The 13651-nt window shown below is 60.5% G+C and carries 16 protein-coding genes; 9 read left to right on the top strand and 7 right to left on the bottom strand.

What is annotated here, in order from left to right; genetic code table 11:
- Positions 1 to 108: 108 nt before the first annotated feature.
- A complete protein-coding gene (locus IEW17_RS21330; RefSeq protein WP_188561556.1) occupies positions 109 to 546 on the bottom strand; it encodes a CsbD family protein in 438 nt (145 codons plus the stop codon).
- 247 nt (positions 547 to 793) lie between these two features.
- Between IEW17_RS21330 and IEW17_RS08225 the strand changes: the two genes are divergently transcribed.
- The 5 genes from IEW17_RS08225 to IEW17_RS08205 all read left to right on the top strand — a co-directional run bounded on the left by IEW17_RS08225 (position 794) and on the right by IEW17_RS08205 (position 3817).
- Positions 794 to 1036, top strand: coding sequence for a Kazal-type serine protease inhibitor family protein (locus tag IEW17_RS08225; protein WP_188561555.1), 243 nt, complete (start codon positions 794 to 796; stop codon positions 1034 to 1036).
- A gap of 13 nt (positions 1037 to 1049) precedes the next feature.
- A complete protein-coding gene (locus IEW17_RS08220) occupies positions 1050 to 1988 on the top strand; it encodes a GNAT family N-acetyltransferase (RefSeq protein ID WP_188561554.1) in 939 nt (312 codons plus the stop codon).
- Between the two features lie 180 nt (positions 1989 to 2168).
- The gene (locus tag IEW17_RS08215; protein ID WP_188561553.1) at positions 2169 to 2540 is read left to right on the top strand and encodes a cupin domain-containing protein; all 372 of its coding nucleotides are present in this window, start codon (positions 2169 to 2171) and stop codon (positions 2538 to 2540) included.
- Positions 2541 to 2593: 53 nt separating this feature from the next.
- Positions 2594 to 3451 (top strand): dienelactone hydrolase family protein, encoded by an 858-nt coding sequence (locus IEW17_RS08210; RefSeq protein ID WP_188561552.1) that lies wholly within the window; start codon positions 2594 to 2596, stop codon positions 3449 to 3451.
- Between the two features lie 54 nt (positions 3452 to 3505).
- Positions 3506 to 3817 (top strand): hypothetical protein, encoded by a 312-nt coding sequence (locus IEW17_RS08205; RefSeq protein ID WP_188561551.1) that lies wholly within the window; start codon positions 3506 to 3508, stop codon positions 3815 to 3817.
- Positions 3818 to 4595: 778 nt separating this feature from the next.
- On the opposite strand, the gene IEW17_RS08200 is transcribed toward IEW17_RS08205, so the two are convergent.
- On the bottom strand, positions 4596 to 5231 hold the full coding sequence (locus tag IEW17_RS08200) for a class I SAM-dependent methyltransferase (protein WP_188561550.1): 636 nt from the start codon (positions 5229 to 5231) through the stop codon (positions 4596 to 4598).
- Between the two features lie 325 nt (positions 5232 to 5556).
- Between IEW17_RS08200 and IEW17_RS08195 the strand changes: the two genes are divergently transcribed.
- Entirely contained in the window at positions 5557 to 6183 is a 627-nt protein-coding gene (locus tag IEW17_RS08195) for a TIGR04282 family arsenosugar biosynthesis glycosyltransferase (protein WP_188561549.1), read from the top strand.
- An 11-nt stretch (positions 6184 to 6194) separates the two neighbouring features.
- On the opposite strand, the gene arsS is transcribed toward IEW17_RS08195, so the two are convergent.
- The 4 genes from arsS to IEW17_RS08175 form a co-directional block, all read right to left on the bottom strand.
- Positions 6195 to 7241 (bottom strand): arsenosugar biosynthesis radical SAM (seleno)protein ArsS, encoded by a 1047-nt coding sequence (gene arsS, locus IEW17_RS08190; protein ID WP_188561548.1) that lies wholly within the window; start codon positions 7239 to 7241, stop codon positions 6195 to 6197.
- 113 nt (positions 7242 to 7354) lie between these two features.
- On the bottom strand, positions 7355 to 8224 hold the full coding sequence (locus IEW17_RS08185) for an SDR family oxidoreductase (RefSeq protein WP_188561547.1): 870 nt from the start codon (positions 8222 to 8224) through the stop codon (positions 7355 to 7357).
- Positions 8217 to 9206, bottom strand: coding sequence for an NAD-dependent epimerase/dehydratase family protein (locus tag IEW17_RS08180; RefSeq protein WP_188561546.1), 990 nt, complete (start codon positions 9204 to 9206; stop codon positions 8217 to 8219). Before IEW17_RS08180 ends, IEW17_RS08185 begins: the two co-directional genes overlap by 8 nt.
- Entirely contained in the window at positions 9206 to 9898 is a 693-nt protein-coding gene (locus IEW17_RS08175; RefSeq protein ID WP_188561545.1) for a TIGR04283 family arsenosugar biosynthesis glycosyltransferase, read from the bottom strand. Before IEW17_RS08175 ends, IEW17_RS08180 begins: the two co-directional genes overlap by 1 nt.
- A gap of 192 nt (positions 9899 to 10090) precedes the next feature.
- On the opposite strand from IEW17_RS08175, the gene IEW17_RS08170 reads away from it, so the two are divergent.
- Positions 10091 to 10732 (top strand): DUF6134 family protein, encoded by a 642-nt coding sequence (locus IEW17_RS08170; protein ID WP_229748879.1) that lies wholly within the window; start codon positions 10091 to 10093, stop codon positions 10730 to 10732.
- A gap of 8 nt (positions 10733 to 10740) precedes the next feature.
- Here the strand turns inward: IEW17_RS08170 and IEW17_RS08165 are convergent, their stop codons facing one another.
- A complete protein-coding gene (locus tag IEW17_RS08165; RefSeq protein ID WP_188561544.1) occupies positions 10741 to 11493 on the bottom strand; it encodes an SDR family oxidoreductase in 753 nt (250 codons plus the stop codon).
- 174 nt (positions 11494 to 11667) lie between these two features.
- On the opposite strand from IEW17_RS08165, the gene IEW17_RS08160 reads away from it, so the two are divergent.
- On the top strand, positions 11668 to 12606 hold the full coding sequence (locus IEW17_RS08160; protein ID WP_188561543.1) for a D-2-hydroxyacid dehydrogenase: 939 nt from the start codon (positions 11668 to 11670) through the stop codon (positions 12604 to 12606).
- A gap of 82 nt (positions 12607 to 12688) precedes the next feature.
- Positions 12689 to 13609, top strand: a complete 921-nt coding sequence (locus IEW17_RS08155; RefSeq protein WP_188561542.1) for a carboxypeptidase-like regulatory domain-containing protein — start codon at positions 12689 to 12691, stop codon at positions 13607 to 13609.
- Positions 13610 to 13651 lie beyond the last annotated feature (42 nt).

Below are 13651 nucleotides of genomic sequence, written 5' to 3'. Positions count from 1 at the left end.
CATGGCCGCAAAAAAAGCGCGCCAACCTACCGGCCGGCGCGCTTTCAAAACTTGGGTAAGGACAAGAACCTTGCGGCGCGGGGCTTTCGGTAAACTAGCCGAGCTAGCTTACATATCGTTCAGCATTTTGGTCACTTCGGCTTTGCCTTTGCCGAGCTTGTCCTGCAGTTTGCCCACCAACTCGTCGCCTTTGCCATCGACATAGGTCAGGTCCTCGTCGGTGAGTTGCGCGTACTGCTGCTTCAACTTGCCTTTGATTTCGTCCCAGCTGCCTTTCAGCTTTAGGCTGGCACCAGCACCGGTCAGGCCCATGTCTTCGAGCTTACCGGAATATTCTTTAAATTTAGCTTCGAGGTCGGAGCCCAACTTGGTAGCCTGCTCGCCGAGTTGGCCGCTGTATTTAGTAGCCGCGCCTTTCCAGCTTTCGCGGGTCGCCGAACCTTTATCGGGGGCCAGCAGCATGCCGGCAATGATGCCTGCACCGGCACCGGCGAGAGCGGCTAAAAGGATTTTACCGGCGTTGTTGTCTTCTTCTTGGTACGACATGAGAGTGGTAATGAAGGTGAATTGAGGGATTTAGGATTGAGGCAGAAGAAATACGGGGCCTTATTCCAGCAATAGATTGCGATATGGCAGTACTCTTTCTGGGTGCCTATACGGTGGGCAACGTTCGAGGTTGAGGTTAGTGGGAAATTTTCCGGAGTCCGGCAATTCAATACCGGCCTTGAACGAGCATTGCGGCGGGAATTGGGGCCACCGGGCGTAGATTCGCCCAACTCCTCACCGGCTGCTTATGAAAACCTATTGGGTACTGGGCGCGGCGCTGCTGCTGGCCCCGGCGTGCCAGCGCAAGGCCGCACCAACAGCTACTTCCTGCATTGACCCCGCCAAAGTTAACCCGCAGGGCATCTGCACCATGGAATATGCGCCCGTGTGCGGCTGCGATGGCAAGACATATTCCAACGCCTGCGCGGCCCGCAACGCCGGCGTACGCACCTACACCACCGGCCCCTGCACCACTTCGGCCCCCAACTAACGTTTCAGCGTTGATGTCTGCTTCTGATGAGTACCGCGATTTTTGCCGCACCGCGCCCGATGTGCCGGTGTTTGCGCAGCCGTGGTACCTCGATGCCTGCGCCGAAGGCGGGGCCTGGGATGTGGTGCTGGCCCACGACAACGGCCGCGTGGTGGGGGCGCTGCCCTATTTCCACAAGCGAAAAGGCCCGTTTCGGTACGTCACGATGCCGTCCTTCGTGAAAATGCTAGGGCCGTACCTGCTGCCGGAGTTTCGGGGCGTACTCAAAAAAGAACACGGGTTACTAGAGGAATTAATCCGTCAATTGCCGGCTTTTGCGGCTTTCAAGCAGAATTTTTATCCCACGGTTACCAACTGGCTGCCCTTCTACTGGCAGAGCTTCCGCCAAACCACCTACTACACCTACCGCCTCAACGGCCTGCACCAACTCGCCCAGATTGAGGCCGGCATCAATCGTAACCTGCGGCGCAACATTCAGAAGGCGCAGCAGCAGGTACGGGTGGTGCACCACCTGCCACCCGAGGAATTTTACCGGCTTAATAAGCTGAGCTTTGACCGGCAGGGCTTGGCCGTGCCATATTCGTGGGCGCAGTTTGCGCGGCACGATGCGGCGCTGGCCGCGCACGGAGCCCGTCAGTTCTTCTTTGCCGTGGATGCCCAGGAACGGGTGCATTCGGCTGCTTTATTGATTTGGGACCAGCAGGCCGCTTACTATCATTTGTCGGGCGACGACCCGGCCCTGCGCGAGAGCGGCGCGGGCATTCTGCTGGTGTGGGAAGCCATTCGCTACGCCAGCGAGGTGCTGGGGCTGGCCTGCTTCGACTTTGAAGGCAGCATGCTGCCGGCCGTGGAGCGCATCCGGGTGCAGTTTGGCGCGGTGCAAACGCCGTATTTCTTTGTCTGGAAATACAATTCACGGGCTTTTAAGTTACTGGAGAAGCTGAAGCCGTAAGAGCGCGCAAAATATTGCGCGGAGGTCATGCTGAGCGTAGTCGAAGCATCTTTACCGCGAAGAGTATTTATTTACTCCTGTAGTAGAGATGCTTCGACTGCGCCTAGCATGCCTGTTCTTTCATCTTCGACCAACTCCTTGCTGTTTAGTACAATAAATCTCCTACCCAAACAAAAAACGATGTCTGACAAACGCTACGTCCTCAATCCCGCACCTTTTGTAGTACCCACCACCGATGGCAAGCTCATTGAGGAGCACGTGGGCGGGGCCAGCACCGGCACTTCAGCCTACAGCCTGGCGCACATGGTAGCCCCACCACATTGGAGCGAGCCGTACCAAACGCCCAGCTTCGACGAATTCACCATTGTGGTACGCGGGCGCAAGCAGTTCGAAATCGACGGCGACGTGGTGGAATTGCAAGCCGGGCAGGCCCTGCTGATTAAGGGCGGGGCGCGGGTACGCTACTCCAATCCGTTTGATGAAGAATGCGAATACTGGTCGGTATGCGTGCCAGCCTTCAGCCCGGATACCGTCAACCGGGAAGAAGCCTAATCAGGCGCGGCCCGGCAGCATACTTTTTTCAGCCTTTCACTTTTCGTTTTCTCATGGACCAGCGCATCATCAATTTATTTGACGAGTACACCCACGCCCCGCTCAGCCGCAAGGAATTCATGGACCGGCTGAAAAAACTGTCCGGCGGCGCGGCGCTGGCGCTGGCAGCCTTGGCGATGCTGGAGCCCGGCTACGCGGCAGCGGCCACTATCACGCCCGAAAACGACGACCTGGAAACCGAAGAAGTGAGCTGGCCCGGCGACGGTGCTACTATGCGCGGCTACCTGGTGCACCCCAAGGGCAGGAAGAAGCGCGGGGCCGTGGTCGTTATTCATGAAAATCGGGGCCTCACGCCCCATATTAAGGACGTGACGCGGCGCGTGGCTCGGGCCGGCTACCTGGCGCTGGGCGTCGATGCGCTTACGCCGCTGGGCGGTACGCCCGCCGACGAAGACAAGGGCCGTGAGCTTATTGGCCAGCTCGACCCCGCCAAGAATCTTAACAACTACCTCGCGGCCCTGGCTTACCTGCGCAGCCGCCGCGACAGCAACGGCCGCACCGGAGCCGTGGGGTTTTGCTGGGGCGGCGGGCTAGCCAACCAGCTGGCCGTGCACGACCCCAAGCTGAACGCCGCCGTGGCCTACTACAGTCAGCAGGCCAAGGCCGAAGATGCGCCTAAAATTAAAGGTGCCCTGATGCTGCACTACGGCGGCCTCGACCAGCGCATCAACGCCGGCATTCCGGCTTACGAAGCGGCCCTGAAAGCAGCGGGCACCAAGTATGAGCTGTATGTGTACGAGGGGGTGAACCACGCTTTCAACAACGACACTTCGCCGGCCCGCTACAATGCCGAGGCCGCCAAGCTGGCCTGGGACCGCACTTTGCGTCTTTTTAAAGAAAAAATAGCCTGAACCGGGCAACCAATACGCTTTTGACGGCATCTTTGCGGTATCCTTCCGCAAGTCATGTCAAGCCAGAAGTTACCCATTCTGCTTACTGCGCTACTGCTCAGGGCCGCCAGTGGTGCGGCCCAAACGCACGCGCTGCCTACCCCACCCCCGCCCGGCCCTGACTACCAACAGGTGAGTGTGCCCGTGCCCCGGGCCGTGGCGCTGGTGGTAGACGTGACGAAGGTGCTTTTTTCGCGTGAGACAGCTGCTGAAAAGCTGCAGGCGCTGATAGACCGCCGCCGGACCCGCTCCGAACGACGCGACCAGAGCCTCACCATCCACGTTCCGAGAAACAAACTGACCCGCACACTGGGATTGGTGGAGTAGCCCGGCTGGCGGCAAGTAAGCGGTGGTGAGACATGGGTATGAAAAGTGGACGGATTAGTCGGTGTTTCCGGCCAGTCCGGCCTACCCCAACCCGCGTTTCACGTGGTTACCTAAGACGGTGCAGGCAGTACCGCTCGTTGCTAGAGGCTGATAACAAAGCCGGCTGCTTCTGTAGTAGAAGCAGCCGGTTGAAGCTCACGATGAAATTTGACGCTTTTAGAGCGTACCGCGCCGGGCCCTTGCCTTAGGCGAGGTGGCGGCATTGTGCCGCTTGCCATGATGCCTGAACACGCTAAAGACTCCTTTTTTACGCCGGCTATGACCCCGGTAGAGGCGGTAAACGGGCACGTAATTACCAGCAGTCGGCTTGTGCCGGTGGATGGGGCGAGCCGTAGCAGCAGCGGGTGCGGCCTGAACTTCGGCGGCGAAAAACCCCAACATGCAGAAAAATAACAGAGCGGTACGCAGCATAAAAAAGGTATGATGGTGGTACGGTGTAGATGACATTTTACGCCATCGGCAGCGGCTTGCTACCACATTGCTAACTCTTCCTAGCGCAGAATTATTTCCCTGGTTCCGCTTTTTTCCGACCGTGCCAACAAGTCAACCAGCAGAATCTAAATCTAAACTATTGAAAATGAGTGATTAACAACCAATGTTAAATTATTTTAATTCTACGCAACAATCAGCGGACTGTCTGTAATTTGACCCTAAATTTTGCGATATATATATAGCACTATTACAATTATTTATTGACCAATCGAACACCCCGGCTTCTTCAAATAACGGTGCCTCGGTGAAATAATAGTGCTAGTATTCGCGGTACGGTGTCGCGGTCATTTTCATCGAACCACTCGCGAAGCGCCACGCACTGGAACCCACTGGCCTGGCCTGCGGCCATAAAATCGGAAACGTGGTGCACAAAGCACTCAAGCTCAAACACACCGGTTCCGGTGTCGAACCGGGCCTTGGTACCCTGGTACTGCTTGAAGGGGTGCAGCTCGCCGATGTAGAACACGCCACCCGGCTGCAGGGCCAGCGCCGCCTGCCGGAACACAGCGCCCAAATCCTGGATGTGCTCCAGCGTCAGGCTGCACGTCACCAGGTCGGCCGGGCGCGATGCAAAGTCCCACGCCCGGGTAATATCAGCCTGCTGAAACCGGACGTTGGCGCGGGCTATTTTCGCCTGCGCTTTGCCCAGCATTTCGGCCGAAAAGTCCACGGCCGTAACGTGCGCCGCTGTTGCCGCCAGCCATTCGGTGTTTTTGCCCGTGCCGCACCCCAGCTCAATCACCTCCACAAACGGCACATCGGCCAGGAGCTGGCGAATTGCAGCGGCTTCCAGGTCCCGCGTTTTGTTGAGGACGGTATCGTAGGTTTCGGCCCAGGCATTGTAGGCGGATTGGATGTTCATGGGTGAATTCAGGGATTGGGGGCAGTGTCTGAGGCAGCTAAAAAACCGAAGTGTTTAGCCAGAAAGCACAACGTGTTCGGGGCCGACCTAAACCAGTTGGACTTGTTCCTCAATAAGAAATCGGGTGTTTTACAAGCAGTATTTGAAGCCGGAAACGGTGGCCGCTCAAAGAGCCAAAGGATACTGGCTTGGCCAAGCAAAAAAGACCTTTCAGTTATCAAAATCTGCTAAAACTTTCGACTGTTTCTTATTCGGAAACAAGTCTGCAGTCCATTTCGGCTGGTTATGCCGAAGTTTGTACCCGACCAAACAACGTAGCGCCAGCATGTCGTCATTAGCTTCCGAAAGCCCCCAACACCTACTCATATTCGCCCGCGAACCAGTTTTGGGCCGCGTAAAAACCCGTTTGGCAGCCGATATTGGCCCCGAAGCCGCCTTGGAGGTGTACCGCGAGCTGCTGTACCTAACAGCCGCCGCCGTGACGACTGCCGAAGTGCCCGCTACCGTGTGGCTGGCCGAAGCCCCCCACCCTACCGCTGATGCCGCGCAGCCCCGCCCCGAGTGGCCCGGCCTGCCCTGGCGCGTACAGCCGCCCGCCGACCTGCTGGGCGAGCGAATGGCCCACGCGTTTGGCGAAGCATTTGCCACCGGGGCGGGCCGCGTAGTTATCATCGGCACCGATTGCCCGGGGCTCCAGCCAGCCATTTTACAGCAGGCATTTGCCGCTCTCGAAACTCACGACCTGGTAGTTGGTCCGGCCGAAGACGGCGGGTACTACCTGCTGGGGCTGCGCGAGCTGCAACCGGCGCTATTCGCCAACAAGGACTGGAGCACCGCTACCGTGCTGCCCGACACCCTGGCCGATGCGGCTCGGCTGGGGCTACGCGTGGCCCAGCTCCCGGTGCTGCACGACGTAGACTCGGCCCGCGACCTAGCCGCCTGGCGCGGCTAGGTCGCTATTTTTCAGGCCGTGACGCCGCCGCAGCTGGAGCCGCTGCCGGCCGTGCAGCCGTAGCAATGCTGGTTGACCACGATGGTGCGCCGAGCCAGGGCCTCGGCGTCGAAATCGCGGATGTGCTGCACCGGGCTGGCCACGTACAGGTCGAGCATCTGGTTGAAGTCGCAATCGTAGAGGCCGCCGTCCCAACCCACTGATAGGGTGCTGCGGCACATTACGCCCTCGGCGGCTACGGGGTTGAAGGCCGTGACCAGCTTTTCCATGTAGCCCGCGTAGTTTTTCGACTCAATCAGGTAGTCGAGGTAGCGGCTCACGGGAATGTTGGTGATGGCGAACAGCTCGTTGAAAACGATACCGAAGTCCTTCATCAGTACCCGCTTAAACTGCTCCTGCAGGCCCTTCTGGGAGCCGGGCAGGAACGCGCCGGCGGGGTTGTACACCAGATTCAGTACCAGGCCGGAGCCCTCCTGTCCGTAGCCCACGGCGTTGAGCATGCGCAGGGCCTTGATAGAGTCCTCAAACACGCCGTCGCCGCGCTGGCTGTCGGTTTTGCTGGCGCTGTAGAAGGGCAGCGAACTGGCCACTTCCACCCCGTTGGCTTTGAAGAACTCGGGCAGGTCGTAGTACTTTTTGTTGGCTACGATGATGGTGAGGTTGCAGCGCACCAGCACCTTGCGGCCCAGCTTGGTGATTTCCTCCACAAACCAACGGAAATCGGGGTTCATCTCGGGTGCCCCGCCCGTGAGGTCCACCGTGGGAATATCGGTCTGGGCCAGCGCGTCGAGACACTCCTGCATGGTGGCGCGGGTCATGATTTCCTTGCGGTCGGGGCCGGCGTCTACGTGACAGTGCTTGCACACCTGGTTGCACATCTTGCCCACATTGATTTGCAGCACGGCGGGGGCCACCGGCCGCAGCGGGAACAGCCCAACATCCGTCAGCTTTTGGTGAAACAGCGGCAGGTGCAGCGTTTCGGCCACTTCCTGACGCAATACGGTGAGCTGAAAAGCTGAGTCAGCCAACTGGTGGCCATTGGCCTTGAGTGATTTCATTGGTTTGCGAAGGTGGCGGCGGCCCAACTGGTGGCCGTATGAAAGAGGCGGGTAGAACGCCAGTTAAAGATACGTGTACGAACAAAGAACTCTCCCAGGATTTAGCAGCGGCCTTATTCGTAAAAATGCCGCAGCCGGCGGGTGGTGGTCAGCACTATCCAGTCGCCCAGCCGAGGAAAGAAAGTATGCAGCAGCACAATAAGTTTTCCCAGCACCGATATCACCGTGCGCTTGCGGCGGCGGCGAATGTGCCGCAGGATGATGGCCGCCACCCCGGCCTGAGTCTTTTGCCAGCGCGGCGGCCGGTGGGCAATGAGCACGGGCTGCCCGGCCGCGTCGAGCACGCGCTTGTCGGCATCGTTCTGCGTGAAACCGATGTGCACCACCCCGAAATGCACGCCGGTATGGTCCAGCTCGAGCCGCAGCGTGTGTGCCAGGTTGGACAAAGCCGCTTTGCCCGCGCAGTAGGCCGAGCCGCTGGGCATGCCGTTGAGCGCCGAAATAGAAGAAATGAACGTGACGCTGCCCCGCGTGCGGATGAGATGCGGCAGCGCAGCCTTGAGCGGATACACCGAGCCGTACACGTTGCTATCGAACACCCGCTGAAACACCTCGGGCTGCATATCGGCGAAGTAGGCGCGCTGCGAAATACTGGCGTTGGTTATCAGCACATCGAGCCGGCCAAAGGCCTGGATGGCCGCCGCCACCAGCCGCTCGCAGCTGGCGTAGTCCGTGACGTCGGCCACGCAGCTCACCACCGTCAGGCCAGCGTCGGCGAAGCTTTGGCGGGTGTGCTCCAGGCGCTCGGCGTTGCGGCCATTGAGGACCACGGCCGCGCCGGCCGCGCACAGCGCCCGGGCTGTTTCGCGCCCAATACCCGATTCGGAGCCGGTAACGATGGCCACCTGGCCGGCAAACGGCCCGGCCCCGGCCGGCCAGGGCTGGGCAAGCCGGGGCCGTAGGCCGGTAATTATCTCAGACATACTGATGCGTTTTGAACCAGGCCAGGGCTTCGGCCACGGCTTGTTCGATGGGGGTTTGGAGGAGGGCCAGCTCGGACCGGGCCTTGGCGGGGTTGAAATAGTGCCCGTCGTTGGCTACGGCGGCCATTGCGGCGTTGAGTTGCGCCGGCTGGCCCGTCAGGCGGGCTTTCGCATCGCAGATTTTGCCATAGAGCAGTGCCAACCCGGCGGGCAGCGGCCAGCGCGGCGGCGGCACTTGCAGTACCTGCGCCATTAGCTGAAAGGCGGCCTGGTAGCTCAGGTTTTCGTTGCCCAGAATGTAGGATTCGCCCACGCGGCCCTGGCTTAGCGCATTCACCGTAGCCACCGCCACGTCGCGCACGTGCACGTAGTTTTTGCCACCGGGCGGGTAGCCGGGCAGCCGGCCCCGGTACAGCTCCAGGAGCAGGGCGTTGGACGTAGGCTTGGCATCCTGCGGGCCGAGCATGAATGTGGGATGCACCAGCACGGCGGGCAAGTGCTCCTGCGCCACGGCCCGTAGCACGAGGTCGGTGGCGGCGCGCTTGCTGTCCATGTAGTCGAGGCCGTAGCGCTGGCCGGCGTAGGGATAGGTTTCGTCGCCGGGCCGGGCCAGTGAGCCAAAACCAAATACGTTGGCTGTGCCCACGTACACCAGCCGCGCCACGCCAGCCGCGCGGGCCAGGCGCAGCACGGCCTGGGTGCCGCCCAGGTTCACGGCCCACACGGCAGGGTTGCGAGCGGGGTTCACCTGGGCCAGCGCGGCGGCATGAATGATGGCCGCGCAACCATCGGCCGCGCCGGCCAGGGTGGTGGGCTGGGTTAGGTCGGCTTGGCGGTATTCCACGGCCCACTCGGCGGGGAAAGGCGGCGTGGTGCCCGGCCGCAGCAGCGCGCGCACCTGGTGGCCGCGCTGCCGCAGCTCGGCCACCAGGTGCCGCCCCAAAAAGCCGTTGGCCCCGGTCACAAGAACGGTACCGGGCATCAGCGGTAGTTGAGCATGGCCTTGTAGGTGCGGGCAATGCGCCCCGGCGAGGCCTTTAGGAAGAAGAGCGAGAACGCCGTGAGGTTGGCAAGCTGCACCCGCAGCCAGCCGTTGGTTTCGTACTTACGGGCCGACACCAACACGTCCTGCGGCACGATGAAGAAGGACGCCACCCGCCGAATCCGCTGGATTATTTCGAAGTCTTCCATGATGACAAAATGCTCATTGAAGCCGCCGAGGCGCTCAAACAGCGCCCGCGTGACGAACAGTGTCTGGTCGCCGCCCCGGCTCATAATACCTTTGAACCGGGTGCCGAAGCTGTTGATGCGCAGCAGCGGGTGCGGCGAATCGAACCGAAACCGGTAGCAACCGGCCGCGTGCCCCTGCTCCACGGCGGCTTGCAGCGTGGCCACGTACTGGGGGTGAATGCCCACGTCGGCGTGTACGAAATACAGGATTTCGCCGGTGGCGTGGGCCGCGCCGTAGTTCATCTGCACGGCCCGGCCGGGCTTGGGGGCGAGCAGCACGGTGGCTCCGGCCTGGCGGGCGGCGGCGGCGGTGCCATCGGGACTATTGGCATCTACTACCAGCACTTCCACCTGTCTGTCAACATCGTAGCGGCGCAGGTCTTGTATCAGGCGGCCAATGGTGGCGCACTCGTTGTAGGTTGGAATGATAACGCTTATGGTCATGTAAGGCCTCTAATTGCGCTGCAATTTCTATATTTTAGCGGCATTTGGTTTCCGAACCTAAAAATACCTCGTCGTTGAAGCTGTACGGGTTCCGGCTTCGTACAGCTTTTTGCGCGCCCCACTTCTTGAGTTCGCCTGGCCGTATCTTATCCTCATGAACACTGTATTTACCCTTTTAGCGAACCGCCAAGCATGCAGTTATTAGCTGGCCCGCGCTATTTCTGGCAAAATTTTGCCCTACTGCTCAGCATGTTGATGTCGCCCGCTTTCGGCCAGGGTGCCAAACCGGCCCCGGCCGAAACACGCCGGTACGCCATCGAAGTAGCGGGCCTGCGCGTGGGCACCATGACGGCCACGCGCCAGCTCCAGGCGGGAACCGAGGTCGTGTACACCCTCGTCAGCGACGTGAAGGTGGACATTCTGTTCTACCACCTCAAAATCTACTACCAGGTGATGAACCGGTTTCGCGGCGGCCAGCTCCAACTTTCCACGGTGGAGGCCCACACCAATCAGGGCGACTTCTCGTCCCGGGCCGAGTGGAAGGGTACCCACTACGACATCGTGGCCGACCAGTACAAGCACCTCTACCGCGCCACCGAAACCAAGCCGATTACCTACGCCGTCACCAACCTGTTTTTTGGTGAGCCCGTTGGCCAGCAGCGGGCTTACGCCGAATACTTTGGCGACTACTTTGACGTGGGCCGGGACGCCCCCGCCCGCTACCACGCCCGGCGCGCCGGCCGCGAAGACGAGTACCAGTATACCAACGGCCAGTTGGTGACCATTATCAAAAAGAACCCGCTGAAGAATTTCATTATCCGCCAGGTGCCGTAAGCCCGGTTCTACAGCAGCTTCTGCACCCAGCGCAGCGGCAGCCACTTCATGGCGCGGGCCACCACGGCCCAGGGCCAGCCCGGCACGAAAGCTTGCACGGGCTCGCGCTCAATGGCTTTTACCAATGCCCGGCAGCCGGTTTCAGTATCCACCATGAAGGGTGTGTTTTTCAGCTTGGCGTTGATTTCAGAGCGAATGTAGCCGGGGTACAGGATGCTGACCCTGATGGGCGAGTTCAGCAACTCGGCCCGGATGCCCTCGGCGAGGGCCGCCAGCCCGGCCTTGGTGGCGGCGTACGTGGTTTGGGCGCGGGGCATGCCGCGCATGGCTGCCACCGATGAAATAGCGACCAAGTGGCCCGCGTTCTGCGCCCGGAAAATCTCCAGCGCCGCCTCGCACTGTGCCAGCGCCGCCACAAAATTGGTCTGGGCCGTTTGCAGGTTGGCGGAGAATTGGCCGGTGCCCAGCGGCGCACCTTTGCCCAGGCCCGCATTCACAATGACGCGGTCGATAGTGCCCAGGTCGGCTTGAAAGGCCCGAAATACGTCAAATACCTGGTCGTGGTCGTTCACATCGAGGGCGCGCACAAAGATTTTGATAGCGGGATTTGCGGCTTCTAACTCCGTTTTCAGCGCGTCGAGGCGGTCGGTGCGCCGGGCGCACAGGGCCAGGTTGCGGCCCAAGCGGGCGTACTCGCGGGCCATGCCTTCGCCCAGCCCCGAGCTGGCTCCGGTGATGAGAATGTTTTGACGGATGAACATTTGGTGGGGGTTGAGCAGATAGCGAAAAGGAGTCGCGCGCCCGAAGTAACCCAAAATTACTTTGGGCAGCAGCCGGCGCTTCCCGGAGAAAGCGTTAAAATCGCAACACCTTTGCAGGACTCCGTACAAGCACGGTATTCTTTAACAAACCTTCGCAGCCCCGACGGCACCTTCATGCGCCTTTTCGTTTATTCCCCCCTGAGTGCCTCTGCCCGCGCTTACCTGCAGCAGCAGCTTCCCTCGTTCTTCGAAGTCACGTTTGCTGCCGACTTGCCCACCGAACAGCAATTTCCTGCCTTCCAGGAAACCGAGGTGCTGCTCGGCAACCCGCCGCCGGCGTGGCTGGCGGCGGGTGCGCCGCCCTTGTTACAGTTCTGGCAAGTCGATTCGGCCGGCTTTGAGCGCTACCGCCACCTACGCCTGTCCATTCCGGTGGCTAACATGGGCGACTTTTTTGCCTGGCCCTGCGCCGAAACCATGGTGGGAGGCCTGCTGGCCCTCTACCGCCACCTGCCCGAGCTGGCCGTACTGCAAGCCCAGAAGAAATGGGTAGGCGGGGCTTACGTGCGCAACCGCTCGGGCCTCTTGCGCGGCAAGCACGTGGTGGTACTCGGGGCCGGGGCCATTGCGCTGGCCGTGCGCCAGCAGCTGGCCGGCTTTGAGTGCCCGGTGCAGCTGCTGGCCCGTACCCACCCCGAGGCCCAGCTGCATTCCATAGAAGACCTGAAAGCCGCCCTGCCTGCCACCGACATCGTGATAAATACTCTGCCCGGCAGCGCCGTAGGCTTCTTTTCGGCTGAGCTGATGGAGGCCATGCGCCCCGGCAGCATCTACGCCAGCGTGGGCCGCGGCAACACCACCGACGAGCCCGCCCTGCTGCGCCTGCTGCAAGCCGGCTACCTCGGCGGGGCCGTGCTCGACGTGACCGCCGTGGAGCCCCTGCCCGCCGACAGCCCCCTCTGGAACCTGCCCAACGTGCTGCTCACCCAGCATACCGGCGGTGGCCAGCACCACGAAGACGAAGCCAAGGTAGACGTGCTGCTGCGCAACCTGGAACTGCTGCAAGCCGGCCAGCCGCTGGAGTATCTAGTGGATTTGAGCCGGGGGTATTAAGAAGCACAGTGTTTTTTTCTGACCCAATATGCAATGAGTGCCAGTCGTGCATCAGTCTGGTAGCTCATTTATTCCCGGCCCGATGCATCGTTTCCTACTACTCTGCTGCTTCCTGGTATTCGTACTGCCCGCCCACGCCCAACAAACTACCGTCTCGGGACGAGTGCTGGAGCTAAAAAGTGACCTGGGCATTCCGGGAGTGACTATTCTACAAACTGGCACCATCAACGGTATTTCTTCCGACCACGACGGCTATTTTACCCTTGCGGTGCCAGATACCCCCGATAGCATCGCGCTGACATTCTCCTCGATTGGCTACGTTACGCAACGGCGGCGCGTGGCCCCCAGCAGCAACAGTACCACCCGGCTGGCGCTGGACAGCCGGCTTATCGAATGCGGCATAAGCACTTCTCCACGCGCCGAAATCGGACTGGCTAGCGGGGTTCGGTACGCGCCTTTCGGAGGCACCCTAAAGCTCTATGGCAACCGCTTAGTGCGGCTGCCCCTCACCGCAACGGCAAGTTACCAAACCAATTTTGGCCGAAATCATGTCCTCACAGCCAGCCTCGAATTGCCCGCGCTGTGGCAACGTCGCTTCACGATTTCAGAAGCCCTCCATTACGAGCAACTACAAGCGGTGCCCGTCAATGTGCGCTTTAGTAGCTACAAAATGATGGTGAGCATTGGCAGCTTCCGCACCATTGGCTCCTTGCCCTACCTTGTGTTTCTGCTGGGCGGCGGGTATGCGCAGCACCAGTCGCTGGCTTTGCCTGATGCCGTTTCCACTGCCGGTTTTGGCTACAGCTTCGGCCTGCAAACGTATTACTACATCCAGCCCTTCCTGCTGGCGGGTGCTGTGCAGGCCACGCGTTGGACGGGCTACTGGCAATGGCAGGCCCGCCTTACTCATCCTTTCGGCCGCGATTTTCAAGCCGGCGTAGCCTTCAATCAGCTTGAGCGCTATTCGGAGTTATCGGTGCTTCTCAGCCGCACTTTTTATTAATGCTCAGCGAAAAACGCAAAAAGCCCGGCCATCCAGCCGAGC

This window comes from Hymenobacter frigidus (assembly GCF_014640435.1).
Taxonomy (GTDB): domain Bacteria; phylum Bacteroidota; class Bacteroidia; order Cytophagales; family Hymenobacteraceae; genus Hymenobacter; species Hymenobacter frigidus.
The sequence above is the reverse complement of the archived record's forward strand: the minus strand, read 5'-3'. Positions and strand labels throughout refer to the sequence as shown.

Bases quoted from the DNA above. Each gene is read 5' to 3' on its own strand.
- IEW17_RS08195 (WP_188561549.1), top strand. From the start codon at position 5,557: ATGTCGTCATTAGCTTCCGAAAGCCCCCAACACCTACTCATATTCGCC.
- IEW17_RS08200 (WP_188561550.1), bottom strand. From the start codon at position 5,231: ATGAACATCCAATCCGCCTACAATGCCTGGGCCGAAACCTACGATACC.
- IEW17_RS08165 (WP_188561544.1), bottom strand. From the start codon at position 11,493: ATGTTCATCCGTCAAAACATTCTCATCACCGGAGCCAGCTCGGGGCTG.
- IEW17_RS08160 (WP_188561543.1), top strand. From the start codon at position 11,668: ATGCGCCTTTTCGTTTATTCCCCCCTGAGTGCCTCTGCCCGCGCTTAC.
- IEW17_RS21330 (WP_188561556.1), bottom strand. From the start codon at position 546: ATGTCGTACCAAGAAGAAGACAACAACGCCGGTAAAATCCTTTTAGCC.
- IEW17_RS08180 (WP_188561546.1), bottom strand. From the start codon at position 9,206: ATGCCCGGTACCGTTCTTGTGACCGGGGCCAACGGCTTTTTGGGGCGG.
- IEW17_RS08205 (WP_188561551.1), top strand. From the start codon at position 3,506: ATGTCAAGCCAGAAGTTACCCATTCTGCTTACTGCGCTACTGCTCAGG.
- IEW17_RS08175 (WP_188561545.1), bottom strand. From the start codon at position 9,898: ATGACCATAAGCGTTATCATTCCAACCTACAACGAGTGCGCCACCATT.
- IEW17_RS08155 (WP_188561542.1), top strand. From the start codon at position 12,689: ATGCATCGTTTCCTACTACTCTGCTGCTTCCTGGTATTCGTACTGCCC.
- IEW17_RS08170 (WP_229748879.1), top strand. From the start codon at position 10,091: ATGCAGTTATTAGCTGGCCCGCGCTATTTCTGGCAAAATTTTGCCCTA.
- IEW17_RS08210 (WP_188561552.1), top strand. From the start codon at position 2,594: ATGGACCAGCGCATCATCAATTTATTTGACGAGTACACCCACGCCCCG.
- IEW17_RS08220 (WP_188561554.1), top strand. From the start codon at position 1,050: ATGTCTGCTTCTGATGAGTACCGCGATTTTTGCCGCACCGCGCCCGAT.
- arsS (WP_188561548.1), bottom strand. From the start codon at position 7,241: ATGAAATCACTCAAGGCCAATGGCCACCAGTTGGCTGACTCAGCTTTT.
- IEW17_RS08225 (WP_188561555.1), top strand. From the start codon at position 794: ATGAAAACCTATTGGGTACTGGGCGCGGCGCTGCTGCTGGCCCCGGCG.
- IEW17_RS08215 (WP_188561553.1), top strand. From the start codon at position 2,169: ATGTCTGACAAACGCTACGTCCTCAATCCCGCACCTTTTGTAGTACCC.
- IEW17_RS08185 (WP_188561547.1), bottom strand. From the start codon at position 8,224: ATGTCTGAGATAATTACCGGCCTACGGCCCCGGCTTGCCCAGCCCTGG.